The organism is Stenotrophomonas sp. YJH_SMC_101-4, assembly GCF_059370395.1.
The window spans coordinates 341,552-354,876 of the sequence record NZ_JCAFTP010000004.1; the positions used below are offsets into that span (position 1 = coordinate 341,552).

The window sequence follows — 13,325 nt, forward strand, 5'->3', positions numbered from 1 at the left end:
CGCACGGCGTGGATCTACCCGATCGCGAAAATCTGTCAGAGGTGGGGCGGTGTGGGCTTGCAGGACCGTTGGCGCCATGGATGGCGCCATCGAGCCCCCATGGACGGGTTTACGGCGTGTCCTGCAAGCCCACACCGCCCCGCCATCCCAAGGAATGCCTGCTTTTGCTGTTGCTTTTGCCTTGGCTTGAAGCCTCTGCAGGTGCAGGGCCGCAGGCCCTGCCGAACCACCCTCACTCCGCGACGTGCTCGACCTGCCGTGGCTCCGGCTTGGTATCGGGCAGCTGCCAGAAGATCATCGTCGAAGTCAGCGTGATCGCGCCCACGCACAGGAACGTCGCATGCAGCGCCGCGGTCGCGCTGTTGCTGTCCAGGTGGTTGCCGAACGCGGCCAGCAGGCTGCCCGCAGCGGCGGCACCGAAACCAGCGGCGAGCATCATCACCATCGACAGCAGGCTGTTGCCGGAACTGGCGAATTCGCGGTCCAGGTCGCGCAGCGTCACGGTGTTCATCACGGTGAACTGCAGTGAATTGACCGCACCGAAGAACGCCAGCTGCAGCAGGCGCCACGCCAGGTGCTGGCCCGGTGTCATCAGGATGAAGCTGGCCATCGCCAGGCCGACCAGCACGGTGTTGACCATCAGCACGCGGCGGTAGCCGTAGCGCTCAACCAGCTTTACCGCCAGCTTCTTCGACACCATGCCGGCCGCTGCCACTGGCACCATCATCAGGCCGGCGTTCATCGGGCCCAGGCCCAGGCCGACCTGCAGCAGCAGCGGGATCAGCATCGGCATGGCGCTGCTGCCGATGCGCGAGAACAGGTTGCCGAGGATACCGATGCGATAGCTGGGCACGCGGAACAGGGCCAGCGAGAACAAGGGGGCGGTGGAGTTGGCGGCGTGCAGCCAGTAGCCCACCAGCGCAGCCAGGCCGGCCACGGTCATCAGCATCACCAGCGCATGTGGCGTGCCGAGTCCAGAGATGCCGTCCAGCGCCAGTGACAGCACCACCATCGCGAAGGCCAGCATGATGTAGCCACGCAGGTCGAAGCGGGTGCGATGGCTGGCGTAGTGGTCGGGCATGATCTTCATCGCGGCGATGAAACCGATCACGCCGATCGGCAGGTTGATCAGGAACACCCAGTGCCACGAGGCGATCTCGACCAGCCAGCCACCCAGCGTGGGACCGATCAACGGGCCGACCAGCGCGGGGATGGCGATGAAGCTCATCGCACGCAGGAAATCCTCGCGCGGCACCGAACGCATCACCGCCAGGCGACCGACCGGCAGCAGCATCGCACCGCCGATGCCCTGCAGCACGCGCGCACCGACCAGCTGGTGCAGGTGCTGGGCCAGCGCGCAGGCCAGCGAGCCGAGGGTGAACAGGATGATCGCCACCAGGAAGGTGCGGCGGGTGCCGTAGCGGTCAGCGATCCAGCCGGAGGCGGGAATGAAGGTAGCCACCGCCAGCGCATAGCTGAACACCACCGATTGCATCTGCAGCGGGCTTTCGCCCAGGCTGGCGGCCATCGCCGGCAACGCCGTGTTGACGATGGTCGAGTCCAGCATCTGCATGAAGATCGCCAACGAAACCAACCACAGCAGGGGGCGCTGGCGGTTGTAGGTCGATGGCGAGGTGGACATGGGGCGCGGCCGGTGCAGCGTGGGGGAGACCATGATCGCGCACTGCGGGTCACGGCGCGATCAACATCGCGCCGCAACCGCATGCGCAAGGTTCAGCGCTGGCTGTGCGCGTGCACAGCGTCGACCAGCACCTGCACGTGCGCCGGGTCCATGTCCGGCGACATGCCGTGGCCAAGATTGAACACATGGCCCTCGCGCGAACCACCGTTGCCCGCGGCATAGGTGTCGAGCACGCGTGCGGCAGCGGCGGCGATCGCATCCGGCGAGGCGTACAGCGTGGTCGGGTCGAGGTTGCCCTGCAGGGCAACGCGGCCACCGGTGCGGCGCATGGCCTCGTCCAGGTCCAGCGTCCAGTCCAGGCCCAGCGCATCGGCGCCGGTCTGCGACAGCGCTTCCAGATGCAGGCCGGTGCCCTTGCCGAACAGGATCAGCGGCGTGCGCTCGCTGCCTTCGCCACGCTCCAGGCCCTCGGCAATGCGCTGCAGGTAACGCAGCGAGAACTCGCGGTACATCGACGGCGACAGCACGCCACCCCAGGTGTCGAACACCTGCAGCGCCTGCGCACCAGCCGCACGCTGCGCGCCGAGGTAGGCGATCACCGCTTCAGTGGTGACCTCCAGCAGGCGGTGCAGGGCCTGGGGGTGGTTCAGCGCCATCGCCTTGATGCGCGCAAAGTCCTTGCTGCCGCCGCCTTCCACCATGTAGCAGGCCAGCGTCCACGGGCTGCCGGAGAAGCCGATCAACGGCACCTGGCCATCCAGTTCGCGGCGGATCAGGCGCACCGCGTCCATCACATAGCCCAGGTCCTGTTCCATGTCCGGCACGGCCAGCCTGGCGATGGCCGCTTCATCACGCACCGGGTGGCGGAACTTCGGGCCTTCGCCTTCGACGAAGTACAGCTCCAGGCCCATCGCGTCGGGAATGGTGAGGATGTCCGAGAACAGGATGGCCGCGTCCAAGGGGAAGCGGCGCAGCGGCTGCAGGGTGACCTCGCAGGCGATCTCCGGATTCTTGGCCATGGCCAGGAAGCTGCCGGCCTTGGCCCGGGTCGCGCGGTACTCCGGCAGGTAGCGGCCGGCCTGGCGCATCAGCCAGACGGGGGTGCAGTCCACCGGTTCGCGGCGCAGGGCGCGCAGCAGGCGATCATTGCGGAGAGGGCTGGTCACGATGGGCATTCCTTGGACGAAAGTTGGCAGCGGCATCAGTCGCCGTGCGAAAGAATCTGGAAGCCGCGATGCAGTTCGGCATCGCGGGCCTTCTCGAAAGCATGGCGGGCTTCGTCGGCCTGCAGGAACAGCTCGCGCCGCAGCTGCGAGCGGGCACCGACGCGGCCGCTTTCGCGCAGCAGTTCCCAGCCGCCGAACAGGTCCGGCTGCAGGCTCAGGCGCAGGAAGCGCGGTGCCTGCGCACCGGCGTCGGGATGTTGCAGGTAGACGTGCATGGCGCCGATTGTATCGCCCCGGGGCGGCACGGACCTGTAGAGCCGAGCCCACGCTCGGCTGCGCTTCATGCCGCAGCACAATCCGTCAGCGCCGGGCCATGCCCGGCGAACGCGGAAAGGTCAGCCCGCGCCCAGCACCTTCAGCACCGCCTCCTCATCCACGTCCGGCACCACCTCGGCACGGCCCATGCCGCGCCACAGCACCAGGCGCAGGCGGCCGGCCACGTTCTTCTTGTCCAGCCGCATGCGGCCGAGCAGGGCCTGTGGGTCCAGCCCGGCCGGAATCGCCACCGGCAGGCAAAGGCGCTCCAGAAGCGATTGCAGGCGCGCGCGGTCGGCATCCTCGGCCAGGCCCAGGTGGGTGGACAGCTTCGCCGCCAGCACCATGCCCACCGCCACGGCCTCGCCGTGGTTCAGCGCATCGCGGCCCGGGGCCGAGTAGCCCTGTTCGGTCTCGATGGCATGGCCGAAGGTGTGGCCCAGGTTGAGCAGGGCACGCTCGCCCTTCTCGAACGGATCGCGCTCGACGATGGCGGCCTTGTGCCGGCAGCTGCGCGCGATGGCTTCGGAAAGCACGTTGTCTTCACCGGCGATCAGCGCATCGGCATGCTGCTGCAGCCATTCGAAGAACATGGCATCGCCCAGCGCGCCGTACTTCACCACTTCGGCCAGGCCGGCACGCAGTTCGCGCGGCGGCAGCGTAGCCAGCACGCGGGTATCGGCAATGACCGCGCGCGGCGGATGGAAGGCGCCGACCAGGTTCTTGCCGGCCGGAATGTCGACCGCGGTCTTGCCGCCCACCGACGAATCGACCATCGCCAACAGCGTGGTCGGCAGCTGCACGCAGTCCACGCCGCGCATCCAGCAGGCGGCTGCAAAACCGGCGAGATCACCGACCACGCCGCCGCCGAGGGCGAACACGCAGGCGTCGCGGGTGGCGCCAAGCGCGGCCAGTGCTTCGATCGCACGGCCGAACTCGGCCAGGGTCTTGGAGGCTTCGCCTGCGGCCAGCACGTGCTCGCCGACGATCAGGTCGGGGCGTGCGGCCAACAGCGTCTGCTTCACGGCGTCCAGATAGCGTGGGGCCACTTCGCTGTCACTGAGCAGCAGCACGTGGCGGCCGCGAACATGCGAGGCCAGCGCAGCGCCGTCGGCCTGGGCACCGGCGCCGATGGTGATGGTGTAAGGGCGGTCGCCGCCAACGGCGACCTGCAGCAGGGCGGGGGAAGTCATGCGGTCAGGTCCTGGCGCTGCCATTGCGTGGCCAGCTTGACCACCAGGTGGGCGGTCGCGTCGGCAGCGGTATACGGGTCGGTATCGAGGGTGAGGTCGGCCAGTTCGCGGTACAGCGGGTCGCGGTGTGCGGCCAGATCGTGCAGCACCTGCTCGCGGTCCGGGCGCTGCAGCAGCGGCCGGCCCTTGTCGCGGGCCAGGCGTTCCAGCTGCGCGGCCACGCTGACCCGCAGGTAGACCACGAAGCCGCGCTGGGCGATCAGTGCACGATTGCCAGGATCCAGCACCGCGCCGCCACCGGTGGAGACAAGCTGGCCGCGGCCTTCCAGCACGCGCGCAAGCGCCTCGCGTTCATGGCTGCGGAAGCCGGCTTCGCCGGAGTGCTCGAAGATGGTCGGGATGCTGGCGCCGGCGGCATCGACGATGGCCTGGTCGACGTCGACGAAGTCCAGCGTGAAGCGCTCGGCCAGGCGGCGGCCGATGCAGGTTTTGCCGGCGCCCATCGGGCCGATCAGGATCAGGTTCGGAGCAGGATTCATGCTCTCTGATGCTAACACCTCCGTGCCCTGGCCTTTACGTTCTTCACGTCAGGGTAGGCGTTCCTGCGGGGTCTCCCGCGCCAGCCGGAGTACAGGCCATGACGGTCGCCAAGGTCATCGAAATCACCGCCTCCTCGCCGAAAAGCGTGGAGGACGCCGTGCGCAGCGGGCTGAAAAAGGTCTCCGAGACGGTCAAGGGCATCCAGGGCGCCTGGGTGAACGAGACCAAGGTGGTCACCAATGGCAGTGGCGAGATCACCGAATGGCGGGTCAACCTGCGGGTGACCTTCCTGGTGGAATAGGCGCGCTCAGCGCACGTCCTGCACCTGTCGCTGGCCGTCCAGCACCACCACGTGGTCGGCCAGGGCGGGCAGGGCACGCAGCGCCTGGCGGCTGACCCGCTCGTAATACTGCACGAAGCGCTCCAGCTGTGGCCGGCTCATGCCGTGCCGGCCCGGCTGCGCGGCCTGCAGGTTCTGCTCCTGCTGCCAGCGCCAGCGTGGTACCACCAAGAAATCCGGTGGCTGCAGGAACCACAGGCGGTCGCAGCGCTGCCACAGCGCAGGATAGTCGCGGGCCAGCGCCTGGTTGCACCAGCGCCGCCAGCGGCCATCGGCGTCGGCCTCGCGTTCCAGCGCGTTCAACGGGCTGTCCAGCGCGTCGTCATCCTGCGCAGGCGTGCCCAGGAACCAGCCTTCGAACACCAGCAGGTCCAGCGGTTGTTGCAGCTGCGACCATTGCGCTTCGGGCAGGCGTTCATCGGCCAGCTTGTCGAAGCGCGGCATCGCGAAGGGCTGGCGTGCGGCCACTGCATCCAGTACCGCGTGGGCCAGCGGCAGGTCATGGGTGCCAGGCGGGCCGCGGGTGATCAGCAGTGGGTGCACCTGGCGGGCCAGCCGTTGGCGCTGTGCACGGGTCAGGTAGACATCATCGATCGACAGCGTGGCTGCGTTCAGGCCGCGCGCCTGGGCGCGGGCCACCACCTGCGCGGCCAGCGTCGATTTGCCGCTCCCCTGCAGGCCGCTGATCGCCAATACTGGAACTGCTGCGCCGCTGCCCAGTGCATCGTCCAGCACCTGTTCGGCCAATGTTTCGGGGAATCCTTTCACCTGGGGCATATACGCAGCAGCGGCCATGCAGCCACAATAGCCCAATCCGTGTGAGAAGAACGCAATCATGAGCGACCTGTACGCCGAAGCCCTGTCCACGTTTGCCGGCCTGTTCGAAGAGGCCAAGCAGAGCCGCGAGGTCGAGCCGAATGCGATGACCGTGGCCACCGCCGATACGCAGGGCCGTCCCTCGGCACGCACCGTGCTGCTGAAGGCGTTCGATGAGCGCGGCTTCGTGTTCTACACCCATCTGGACAGTCACAAGGGCCAGGAACTGCAGGCCAATCCGCAGGCGGCGCTGTTGTTCCTGTGGCGCAGCCTGCGCGAGGCCGGCATCCAGGTGCGCATCGAGGGGCGCGTGGAGCAGGTGGCCGACGCCGAAGCCGATGCCTATTTCTCCAGCCGTCCGCGCATGAGCCAGATCGGCGCCTGGGCCTCGCAGCAGTCGAAGACGCTGGCGACGCGTGAGGAGTTCGATGCCCGCGTTGCCGGGATCGAAGCCCGCTTCGAAGGCAAGGACGTGCCGCGCCCGGAGGGTTGGAGCGGCCTGCGCGTGGTGCCCGACCGCATCGAGTTCTGGTACGGCGCGCAGTTCCGCCTGCACGAACGCTGGTGCTATGAAGCCGGTGCCGAAGGGCGCTGGAGCAAGCGCCTGCTGTATCCGTAAGTCGGGGCGGTGCCGGGGCTGCGGTAGAGCCGAGCCCATGCTCGGCTGTTGTCCCTGCAGAAGCCGCCGAGCATGGGCTCGGCTCTACAGACCCTCCGCGCGCAGCCAGCGCCATAGCGTGGTGCGTGATACGCCCAGCGCCTGTGCCATGCCCTCGCGGTCATTGCGATGTTCCTGCAGCAATGCTTCCAGCTGCGCACGCGGCGGGCGTTTGCCGTTACTTTCCAGCGGCAGTGCCGTCGCGCCTTCGCTTGCCAGCTCGGGCGCAAGCTGCAGCAGTCGCGAAGCATCAATAGGCCCTTCAGCCGGCTGCCAGTGGATGCGCAGGCGATCCACCAGATTGCGTAGTTCGCGCACGTTGCCGGGCCACTCGGCCGTGGTCAGCACCGCCAGTGCATCCTCATCCAGTGGCGCGTCGATGCCACGCAGCTGGCGGAAGAAGTGCTGCGCCAGCAACGGGATGTCACCGCGCCGGGCACGCAGCGAGGGCAGGGCAATGCGTAGTGCGGCCAGTCGGTAATAAAGATCGCGGCGGAAGCTGCCCGCTGCCGCGCGCTGCTCCAGCGATTGCAGGGTGGCGGCCACCACGCGCAGGTCGACCGGGGTCGGTTCGGTTGCGCCGACACGCAGTACCTCACGTTCTTCAAGTACACGCAGCAGGCGGGTCTGCAGTGGCAGTGGCAGTTCGCCGATCTCATCCAGGAACAGGGTGCCGCCATCGGCGGCCTCGACCAGGCCGACGCGGCCGCCACGACGTGCACCGGTGAAAGCGCCATCGCTGTAGCCGAACAACTCCGCTTCCAGCAGCGATTCGCTGATCGCGCCGCAGTTCAGCGCGACGAAGCGACCCCGCCGGCCGCTGGCGGCGTGCAGCTGGCGCGCGACCAGTTCCTTGCCGGTGCCGGTTTCGCCACTGACCAGCACGGTGCTGTCGTGCGGTGCATAGAGCGCAATCTGTGCGCGTACCTGTGCCATCGCATCGCTGTCTCCGAGCAGTTCATGCGCGTCGGCACGTACTGCCGGGCGCCGGCGTGGGGTGGATCGGTTGCCACTGGAGCGGGCCAGCGTCTGGGTCAGTTCCAGCGCATGTTCGAACGCCTGCCGCACCGAGTCGGCCGAGTACAACAGAACGCCGGGCAGGCCGGCCTGTTCGGCGTGGTCGATGGCCATGCCGGTGCCGACGATCACCTCGATGCCATTGGCGCGCAGGTCTGCAATGCAATCGCGCGCGTCTTCGCGGGTGACGAATCGGCGGTGTTCGATGTCCAGGCCGAAACTCTGCTGGAAGTTGCTGAACACCGGTACGTCGCTGGCATGGGTGACCAGGCCGATGCGGCTGGCGATGCGGCGTGCACGCGCCAGCGCCTCCATCAGATCGAAGCCGTTGGCCTGGATCGGCACCAGCGGCAGCTCCAGCCGGCTGCGCAGCCAGGCGGCATTGGAGCCACCGGCGATCACCACGTCGCAATGCTCACGGCGCAGGCGCTGGCCGATCACCTCGACGGCTTCCTCGAAGCCGAGATTGATCTGCTCGATGCGCGCGCGGCGGTCGAACTCCGGAATGACGTCGCCGAGCAGGCCGGTCAGCCGCGAAACGCTGACGGTCCAGATCACCGGGCGACCGGGGTCGGCGTCGGCGTGGCGCAGGGGCGAGCGGGGCAGGTACATGGCGGCGTGCGTGGGACGGGGTGTTTCATGATACATCTGTTTCAATGTTTCATTTGTTTCACCCCTGCATGGCGGTCATGCCCGTGAAATCAACGGCTTGCAGCTTGGCATGGTGCTTGCGCTTTCTTTTCCGTACCTCAACCTGGATTGCCGCATGACCGCTTCCGCCCCTTTCTCCGCCGGTGCCCGCTTCCGTGAGGCGCTGGCTGCCGAATCGCCGTTGCAGGTGATCGGCGCGATCAACGCCAACCACGCTCTGCTGGCCAAGCGCGCCGGTTTCCGTGCCATCTACCTGTCCGGTGGCGGTGTGGCCGCCGGCTCGCTGGGCCTGCCTGACCTGGGCATCAATACCCTGGAAGACGTGCTGGTGGACGTGCGCCGCATCACCGATGTCTGCGACCTGCCGCTGATGGTCGACATCGATACCGGCTTCGGCCCGAGCGCGTTCAACATCGCGCGCACCGTGAAGTCGCTGATCAAGGCCGGCGCGGCCGCCTGCCACATCGAGGACCAGGTTGGCGCCAAGCGCTGCGGTCACCGTCCGGGCAAGGAGATCGTCTCGCAGGGTGAAATGGTCGACCGCGTGAAGGCGGCTGCCGATGCCAAGACCGATCCGGAATTCTTCCTGATCGCGCGCACCGACGCCATCCAGGTGGACGGCGTGGACAAGGCCATCGAGCGCGCCATCGCCTGCGTCGAGGCCGGTGCCGATGGCATCTTTGCCGAGGCCGCCTACGACCTGGAGACCTACCGCCGCTTCGTCGACGCGGTGAAGGTGCCGGTGCTGGCCAACATCACCGAGTTCGGCGCCACCCCGCTGTTCAGTCGCGATGAACTGGCGTCGGCCGGTGTTGCCATCCAGCTGTTCCCGCTGTCGGCTTTCCGCGCCGCCAACAAGGCCGCCGAGAACGTCTACCAGGCGGTGCGCCGCGATGGTCATCAGCGCAACGTGGTGGAGACCATGCAGACCCGCGAAGAACTCTACGACCGCATCGGCTACCACGCGTTCGAGCAGCAGCTCGATGCACTGTTCGCCGCCAAGAAATAAGCAGTACCCTGCACCATCAGTTTTCGGAGGGAAAACATGAACGATACGACCGCAACCCCGACCTTCAAGCCGAAGAAGTCCGTCGCCCTGTCCGGCACCGCTGCCGGCAACACCGCGCTGTGCAGCGTGGGCCGTAGCGGCAATGACCTGCACTACCGTGGCTACGACATCCTGGACCTGGCCAACACCAGCGAGTTCGAGGAAATTGCCTACCTGCTTGTGCACGGCAAGCTGCCGACCCGCGCCGAGCTGGTTTCGTACAAGGCCAAGCTGAAGTCGCTGCGTGGCATCCCGGCGGCGGTGAAGGCGGCGCTGGAAGAGTTGCCGCCGTCGGCACACCCGATGGACGTGATGCGCACCGGCGTGTCCGTGCTCGGCTGCGTGGCGCCGGAGAAGGACGACCACAACCATCCGGGTGCGCGCGACATCGCCGACAAGCTGATGGCCTGCCTCGGTTCGATGCTGCTGTACTGGTACCACTGGAGCCATAACGGCCGCGCCATCGATGTGGAAACCGATGACGACTCGATCGGTGGGCACTTCCTGCACCTGCTGCACGGCGAGAAGCCGCAGGAATCGTGGGTGAAGGCGATGCACACCTCGCTGATCCTGTACGCGGAACACGAGTTCAACGCCTCGACCTTCACGTGTCGCGTCATCGCCGGTACCGGCAGCGACATGTACAGCGCGATCTGCGGTGGCATTGGTGCCCTGCGCGGCCCGAAGCACGGCGGCGCCAACGAAGTGGCGTTCGAAGTGCAGAAGCGCTACGACACCCCCGATGAGGCTGAGGAGGACATCAAGGCCCGCGTCGAGCGCAAGGAAGTGGTGATTGGTTTCGGCCACCCGGTCTACACCGTCTCCGATCCGCGCAACAAGGTGATCAAGGACGTGGCCCGCGAGCTGTCCGAAGAGCAGTCGAGCATGAAGATGTACGACATCGCCGAGCGCCTGGAATCGGTGATGTGGGACATCAAGAAGATGTTTCCGAACCTGGACTGGTTCAGCGCCGTCAGCTACCACATGATGGGCGTGCCGACCGCGATGTTCACTCCGCTGTTCGTGATCGCCCGCACCGCCGGCTGGAGCGCGCACATCGTCGAGCAGCGCATCGACGGCAAGATCATCCGCCCGAGCGCCAACTACATCGGTCCGGAAGACCGCGACTTCGTCGCCATCGACAAGCGCGTCTGATCCACCTGCTGTACCCATCCGGCCGGCTGCGTGCCGGCCGGATGCTTTCGCCGCCGCACCGCCGGCACCCGGCCCGCCTCAAGCATTCCGCCAGCCCATGAATACCGATTACCGCAAGAACCTCCCCGGCAGCGCGCTGGATTATTTCGACGCGCGCGCCGCTGTCGATGCAATCCAGCCCGGCGCCTACGCCACCCTGCCGTACACCTCGCGCGTGCTGGCCGAGAACCTGGTGCGCCGCTGCGATCCGGCCACGCTCGGCGATTCGCTGAAGCAGCTGATCGAGCGCCGTCGCGACCTCGACTTCCCGTGGTTCCCGGCGCGCGTGGTCTGCCACGACATCCTCGGCCAGACCGCGCTGGTCGACCTGGCCGGCCTGCGCGATGCGATCGCCGACAAGGGCGGTGACCCGGCCAAGGTGAATCCGGTGGTGCCGGTGCAGCTGATCGTCGATCACTCGCTGGCGGTGGAGTGTGGCGGTTTCGATCCGCAGGCGTTCGAGAAGAACCGCGCGATCGAAGATCGTCGCAATGAAGACCGTTTCCACTTCATCGACTGGACCAAGCTGGCCTTCGAGAACGTGGACGTGATTCCGCCAGGCAACGGCATCATGCACCAGATCAACCTGGAGAAGATGTCGCCGGTGGTCTACGTGCAGGACGGCGTGGCCTTCCCGGATACCTGCGTGGGCACCGACAGCCACACCCCGCACGTGGACGCACTGGGCGTGATCGCGATTGGTGTTGGCGGCCTGGAAGCAGAGAACGTGATGCTTGGCCGCGCCTCGTGGATGCGCCTGCCCGACACCGTCGGTGTCGAACTGAGTGGCCGCCCGCAGCCGGGCATCACCGCCACCGACGTGGTGCTGGCCCTGACCGAGCTCCTGCGCAAGGAGCGCGTGGTCGGAGCCTGGCTTGAATTCTTCGGCGAGGGTGCTGCGGCACTGACCATCGGTGACCGCGCCACCATCTCCAACATGTGCCCCGAATACGGTGCCACCGCCGCGATGTTCTACATCGACGCACAGACCACCGATTACCTGCGCCTGACTGGCCGCGAGGATTCGCAGGTGGCGCTGGTGGAGAACTACGCACGCACCACCGGCCTGTGGGCCGACGATCTGGCGACCGCGCAGTACGAGCGCGTGCTGCGCTTCGACCTGTCCAGCGTGGTGCGCAACATGGCGGGCCCGTCCAACCCGCACAAGCGCGTGGCCACCGCCGAGCTGGCCGAGCGTGGCATTGCTGATGAAGCCAAGCTGGAAGCCGGCAAGGCCGAGCAGGCGCAGGGCCTGATGCCCGATGGCGCGGTGATCATCGCCGCCATCACCAGCTGCACCAACACCTCCAACCCGCGCAACGTGATCGCAGCCGCGCTGCTGGCGCGCAACGCCAACGCGCGTGGCCTGCAGCGCAAGCCGTGGGTGAAGTCGTCGCTGGCGCCGGGCTCGAAGGCGGTGCAGCTGTACCTGGAAGAGTCCGGCCTGCTGCCGGACCTGGAGCAGCTCGGTTTCGGCATCGTCGCCTTCGCCTGCACGACCTGCAATGGCATGAGCGGCGCGCTGGACCCGAAGATCCAGCAGGAAATCATCGACCGTGACCTGTACGCCACGGCCGTGCTGTCGGGCAACCGCAACTTCGATGGCCGCATCCATCCATACGCCAAGCAGGCCTTCCTGGCCTCGCCCCCGCTGGTGATCGCCTATGCCATCGCCGGCACCGTCCGCTTTGATATCGAGAAGGACGTGCTGGGCGTGGATGCCGACGGCAACGAGGTGCGCCTGAAGGACATCTGGCCGAGCGACGCCGAGATCGACGCGGTGGTGAAGGCTTCGGTGAAGCCCGAGCAGTTCCGCAGGGTCTACAACCCGATGTTCAACGTGCGCGTGGAGCATGGCGCGGCGGTCAGCCCGCTGTACGACTGGCGGCCGCAGAGCACCTACATCCGCCGCCCGCCGTACTGGGAGGGCGCACTGGCCGGTGAGCGCACGCTGGCGGGCATGCGTGCGCTGGCGGTGCTGCCGGACAACATCACCACCGACCACCTGTCGCCGTCCAACGCGATCATGGCCTCCAGCGCCGCCGGCGAATACCTGGCGAAGATGGGCCTGCCGGAAGAAGACTTCAATTCCTACGCCACCCACCGCGGCGACCACCTGACCGCGCAGCGCGCCACGTTCGCCAATCCGAAGCTGTTCAACGAGATGGTGCGCAACGACGACGGTAGCGTGAAGCAGGGCTCGCTGGCGCGCGTGGAGCCGGAAGGCAAGGTGATGCGCATGTGGGAAGCGATCGAGACCTACATGGACCGCAAGCAGCCGCTGATCATCATCGCCGGCGCCGACTACGGCCAGGGCAGCTCGCGCGACTGGGCCGCCAAGGGCGTGCGCCTGGCCGGCGTGGAAGCGATCGTGGCCGAGGGCTTCGAACGCATCCACCGTACCAACCTGATCGGCATGGGCGTGCTGCCGCTGGAGTTCAAGCCGGGCACCACCCGCCTGACCCTGGGCATCGATGGCACCGAGACCTTCGACGTGGTGGGCGAGCGCACCCCGCGCGCCGACCTGACCCTGGTCATCCACCGCCGCGACGGCCAGGACCTGATCGTGCCGGTCACCTGCCGCCTGGACAGTGACGAGGAAGTGGCGATCTACGAAGCCGGCGGCGTGCTGCAGCGCTTCGCCCAGGACTTCCTGGAGGGCGCCAAGGTGGCGTGATGCCGGGCTGAATGCCTGCTCCTGGAGACCGGGGGCGGGCTTGTCCGACACGCGGGTGGGGCGCACAC

At 67.3% G+C, this 13,325-nt stretch carries 12 protein-coding genes; 5 read left to right on the top strand and 7 right to left on the bottom strand.

Annotated elements, in window-relative coordinates:
* Nucleotides 1–232 precede the first annotated feature (232 nt).
* The 5 genes from mdtD to AC5P8D_RS15830 all read right to left on the bottom strand — a co-directional run bounded on the left by mdtD (nucleotide 233) and on the right by AC5P8D_RS15830 (nucleotide 4,855).
* Nucleotides 233–1,642, bottom strand: coding sequence for a multidrug transporter subunit MdtD (mdtD, locus tag AC5P8D_RS15810; RefSeq protein ID WP_010482759.1), 1,410 nt, complete (start codon nucleotides 1,640–1,642; stop codon nucleotides 233–235).
* A 92-nt stretch (nucleotides 1,643–1,734) separates the two neighbouring features.
* Entirely contained in the window at nucleotides 1,735–2,817 is a 1,083-nt protein-coding gene (hemE, locus tag AC5P8D_RS15815) for a uroporphyrinogen decarboxylase (RefSeq protein ID WP_019336385.1), read from the bottom strand.
* A 26-nt stretch (nucleotides 2,818–2,843) separates the two neighbouring features.
* Nucleotides 2,844–3,083, bottom strand: coding sequence for a WGR domain-containing protein (locus tag AC5P8D_RS15820; protein ID WP_019336384.1), 240 nt, complete (start codon nucleotides 3,081–3,083; stop codon nucleotides 2,844–2,846).
* A 120-nt stretch (nucleotides 3,084–3,203) separates the two neighbouring features.
* The gene (gene aroB / locus AC5P8D_RS15825) at nucleotides 3,204–4,316 is read right to left on the bottom strand and encodes a 3-dehydroquinate synthase (RefSeq protein ID WP_478420708.1); all 1,113 of its coding nucleotides are present in this window, start codon (nucleotides 4,314–4,316) and stop codon (nucleotides 3,204–3,206) included.
* Entirely contained in the window at nucleotides 4,313–4,855 is a 543-nt protein-coding gene (locus AC5P8D_RS15830; protein WP_010482764.1) for a shikimate kinase, read from the bottom strand. Before AC5P8D_RS15830 ends, aroB begins: the two co-directional genes overlap by 4 nt.
* Nucleotides 4,856–4,953: 98 nt before the next feature.
* Between AC5P8D_RS15830 and AC5P8D_RS15835 the strand changes: the two genes are divergently transcribed.
* Complete coding sequence (locus AC5P8D_RS15835; protein ID WP_005410663.1) at nucleotides 4,954–5,157, top strand: dodecin family protein; 204 nt, start codon at nucleotides 4,954–4,956, stop codon at nucleotides 5,155–5,157.
* Between the two features lie 6 nt (nucleotides 5,158–5,163).
* Here AC5P8D_RS15835 and AC5P8D_RS15840 read toward each other — a convergent pair whose 3' ends face one another.
* Nucleotides 5,164–5,991: a kinase gene (locus AC5P8D_RS15840; RefSeq protein ID WP_329761134.1), complete on the bottom strand. Its 828-nt coding sequence runs from the start codon at nucleotides 5,989–5,991 to the stop codon at nucleotides 5,164–5,166.
* A 40-nt stretch (nucleotides 5,992–6,031) separates the two neighbouring features.
* On the opposite strand from AC5P8D_RS15840, the gene pdxH reads away from it, so the two are divergent.
* On the top strand, nucleotides 6,032–6,631 hold the full coding sequence (gene pdxH / locus AC5P8D_RS15845) for a pyridoxamine 5'-phosphate oxidase (RefSeq protein ID WP_329761135.1): 600 nt from the start codon (nucleotides 6,032–6,034) through the stop codon (nucleotides 6,629–6,631).
* An 84-nt stretch (nucleotides 6,632–6,715) separates the two neighbouring features.
* On the opposite strand, the gene prpR is transcribed toward pdxH, so the two are convergent.
* A complete protein-coding gene (prpR, locus tag AC5P8D_RS15850) occupies nucleotides 6,716–8,299 on the bottom strand; it encodes a propionate catabolism operon regulatory protein PrpR (protein WP_495203474.1) in 1,584 nt (527 codons plus the stop codon).
* A gap of 154 nt (nucleotides 8,300–8,453) precedes the next feature.
* Between prpR and prpB the strand changes: the two genes are divergently transcribed.
* The 3 genes from prpB to acnD all read left to right on the top strand — a co-directional run bounded on the left by prpB (nucleotide 8,454) and on the right by acnD (nucleotide 13,257).
* The gene (gene prpB / locus AC5P8D_RS15855) at nucleotides 8,454–9,347 is read left to right on the top strand and encodes a methylisocitrate lyase (RefSeq protein WP_197646569.1); all 894 of its coding nucleotides are present in this window, start codon (nucleotides 8,454–8,456) and stop codon (nucleotides 9,345–9,347) included.
* A 36-nt stretch (nucleotides 9,348–9,383) separates the two neighbouring features.
* Nucleotides 9,384–10,541: a bifunctional 2-methylcitrate synthase/citrate synthase gene (gene prpC / locus AC5P8D_RS15860; RefSeq protein WP_010482770.1), complete on the top strand. Its 1,158-nt coding sequence runs from the start codon at nucleotides 9,384–9,386 to the stop codon at nucleotides 10,539–10,541.
* A 97-nt stretch (nucleotides 10,542–10,638) separates the two neighbouring features.
* Entirely contained in the window at nucleotides 10,639–13,257 is a 2,619-nt protein-coding gene (gene acnD / locus AC5P8D_RS15865) for a Fe/S-dependent 2-methylisocitrate dehydratase AcnD (protein ID WP_495203475.1), read from the top strand.
* Nucleotides 13,258–13,325: the final 68 nt, after the last annotated feature.

Bases quoted from the DNA above. Each gene is read 5' to 3' on its own strand.
- mdtD (WP_010482759.1), bottom strand. From the start codon at position 1,642: ATGTCCACCTCGCCATCGACCTACAACCGCCAGCGCCCCCTGCTGTGG.
- hemE (WP_019336385.1), bottom strand. From the start codon at position 2,817: ATGCCCATCGTGACCAGCCCTCTCCGCAATGATCGCCTGCTGCGCGCC.
- AC5P8D_RS15820 (WP_019336384.1), bottom strand. From the start codon at position 3,083: ATGCACGTCTACCTGCAACATCCCGACGCCGGTGCGCAGGCACCGCGC.
- aroB (WP_478420708.1), bottom strand. From the start codon at position 4,316: ATGACTTCCCCCGCCCTGCTGCAGGTCGCCGTTGGCGGCGACCGCCCT.
- AC5P8D_RS15830 (WP_010482764.1), bottom strand. From the start codon at position 4,855: ATGAATCCTGCTCCGAACCTGATCCTGATCGGCCCGATGGGCGCCGGC.
- AC5P8D_RS15835 (WP_005410663.1), top strand. From the start codon at position 4,954: ATGACGGTCGCCAAGGTCATCGAAATCACCGCCTCCTCGCCGAAAAGC.
- AC5P8D_RS15840 (WP_329761134.1), bottom strand. From the start codon at position 5,991: ATGGCCGCTGCTGCGTATATGCCCCAGGTGAAAGGATTCCCCGAAACA.
- pdxH (WP_329761135.1), top strand. From the start codon at position 6,032: ATGAGCGACCTGTACGCCGAAGCCCTGTCCACGTTTGCCGGCCTGTTC.
- prpR (WP_495203474.1), bottom strand. From the start codon at position 8,299: ATGTACCTGCCCCGCTCGCCCCTGCGCCACGCCGACGCCGACCCCGGT.
- prpB (WP_197646569.1), top strand. From the start codon at position 8,454: ATGACCGCTTCCGCCCCTTTCTCCGCCGGTGCCCGCTTCCGTGAGGCG.
- prpC (WP_010482770.1), top strand. From the start codon at position 9,384: ATGAACGATACGACCGCAACCCCGACCTTCAAGCCGAAGAAGTCCGTC.
- acnD (WP_495203475.1), top strand. From the start codon at position 10,639: ATGAATACCGATTACCGCAAGAACCTCCCCGGCAGCGCGCTGGATTAT.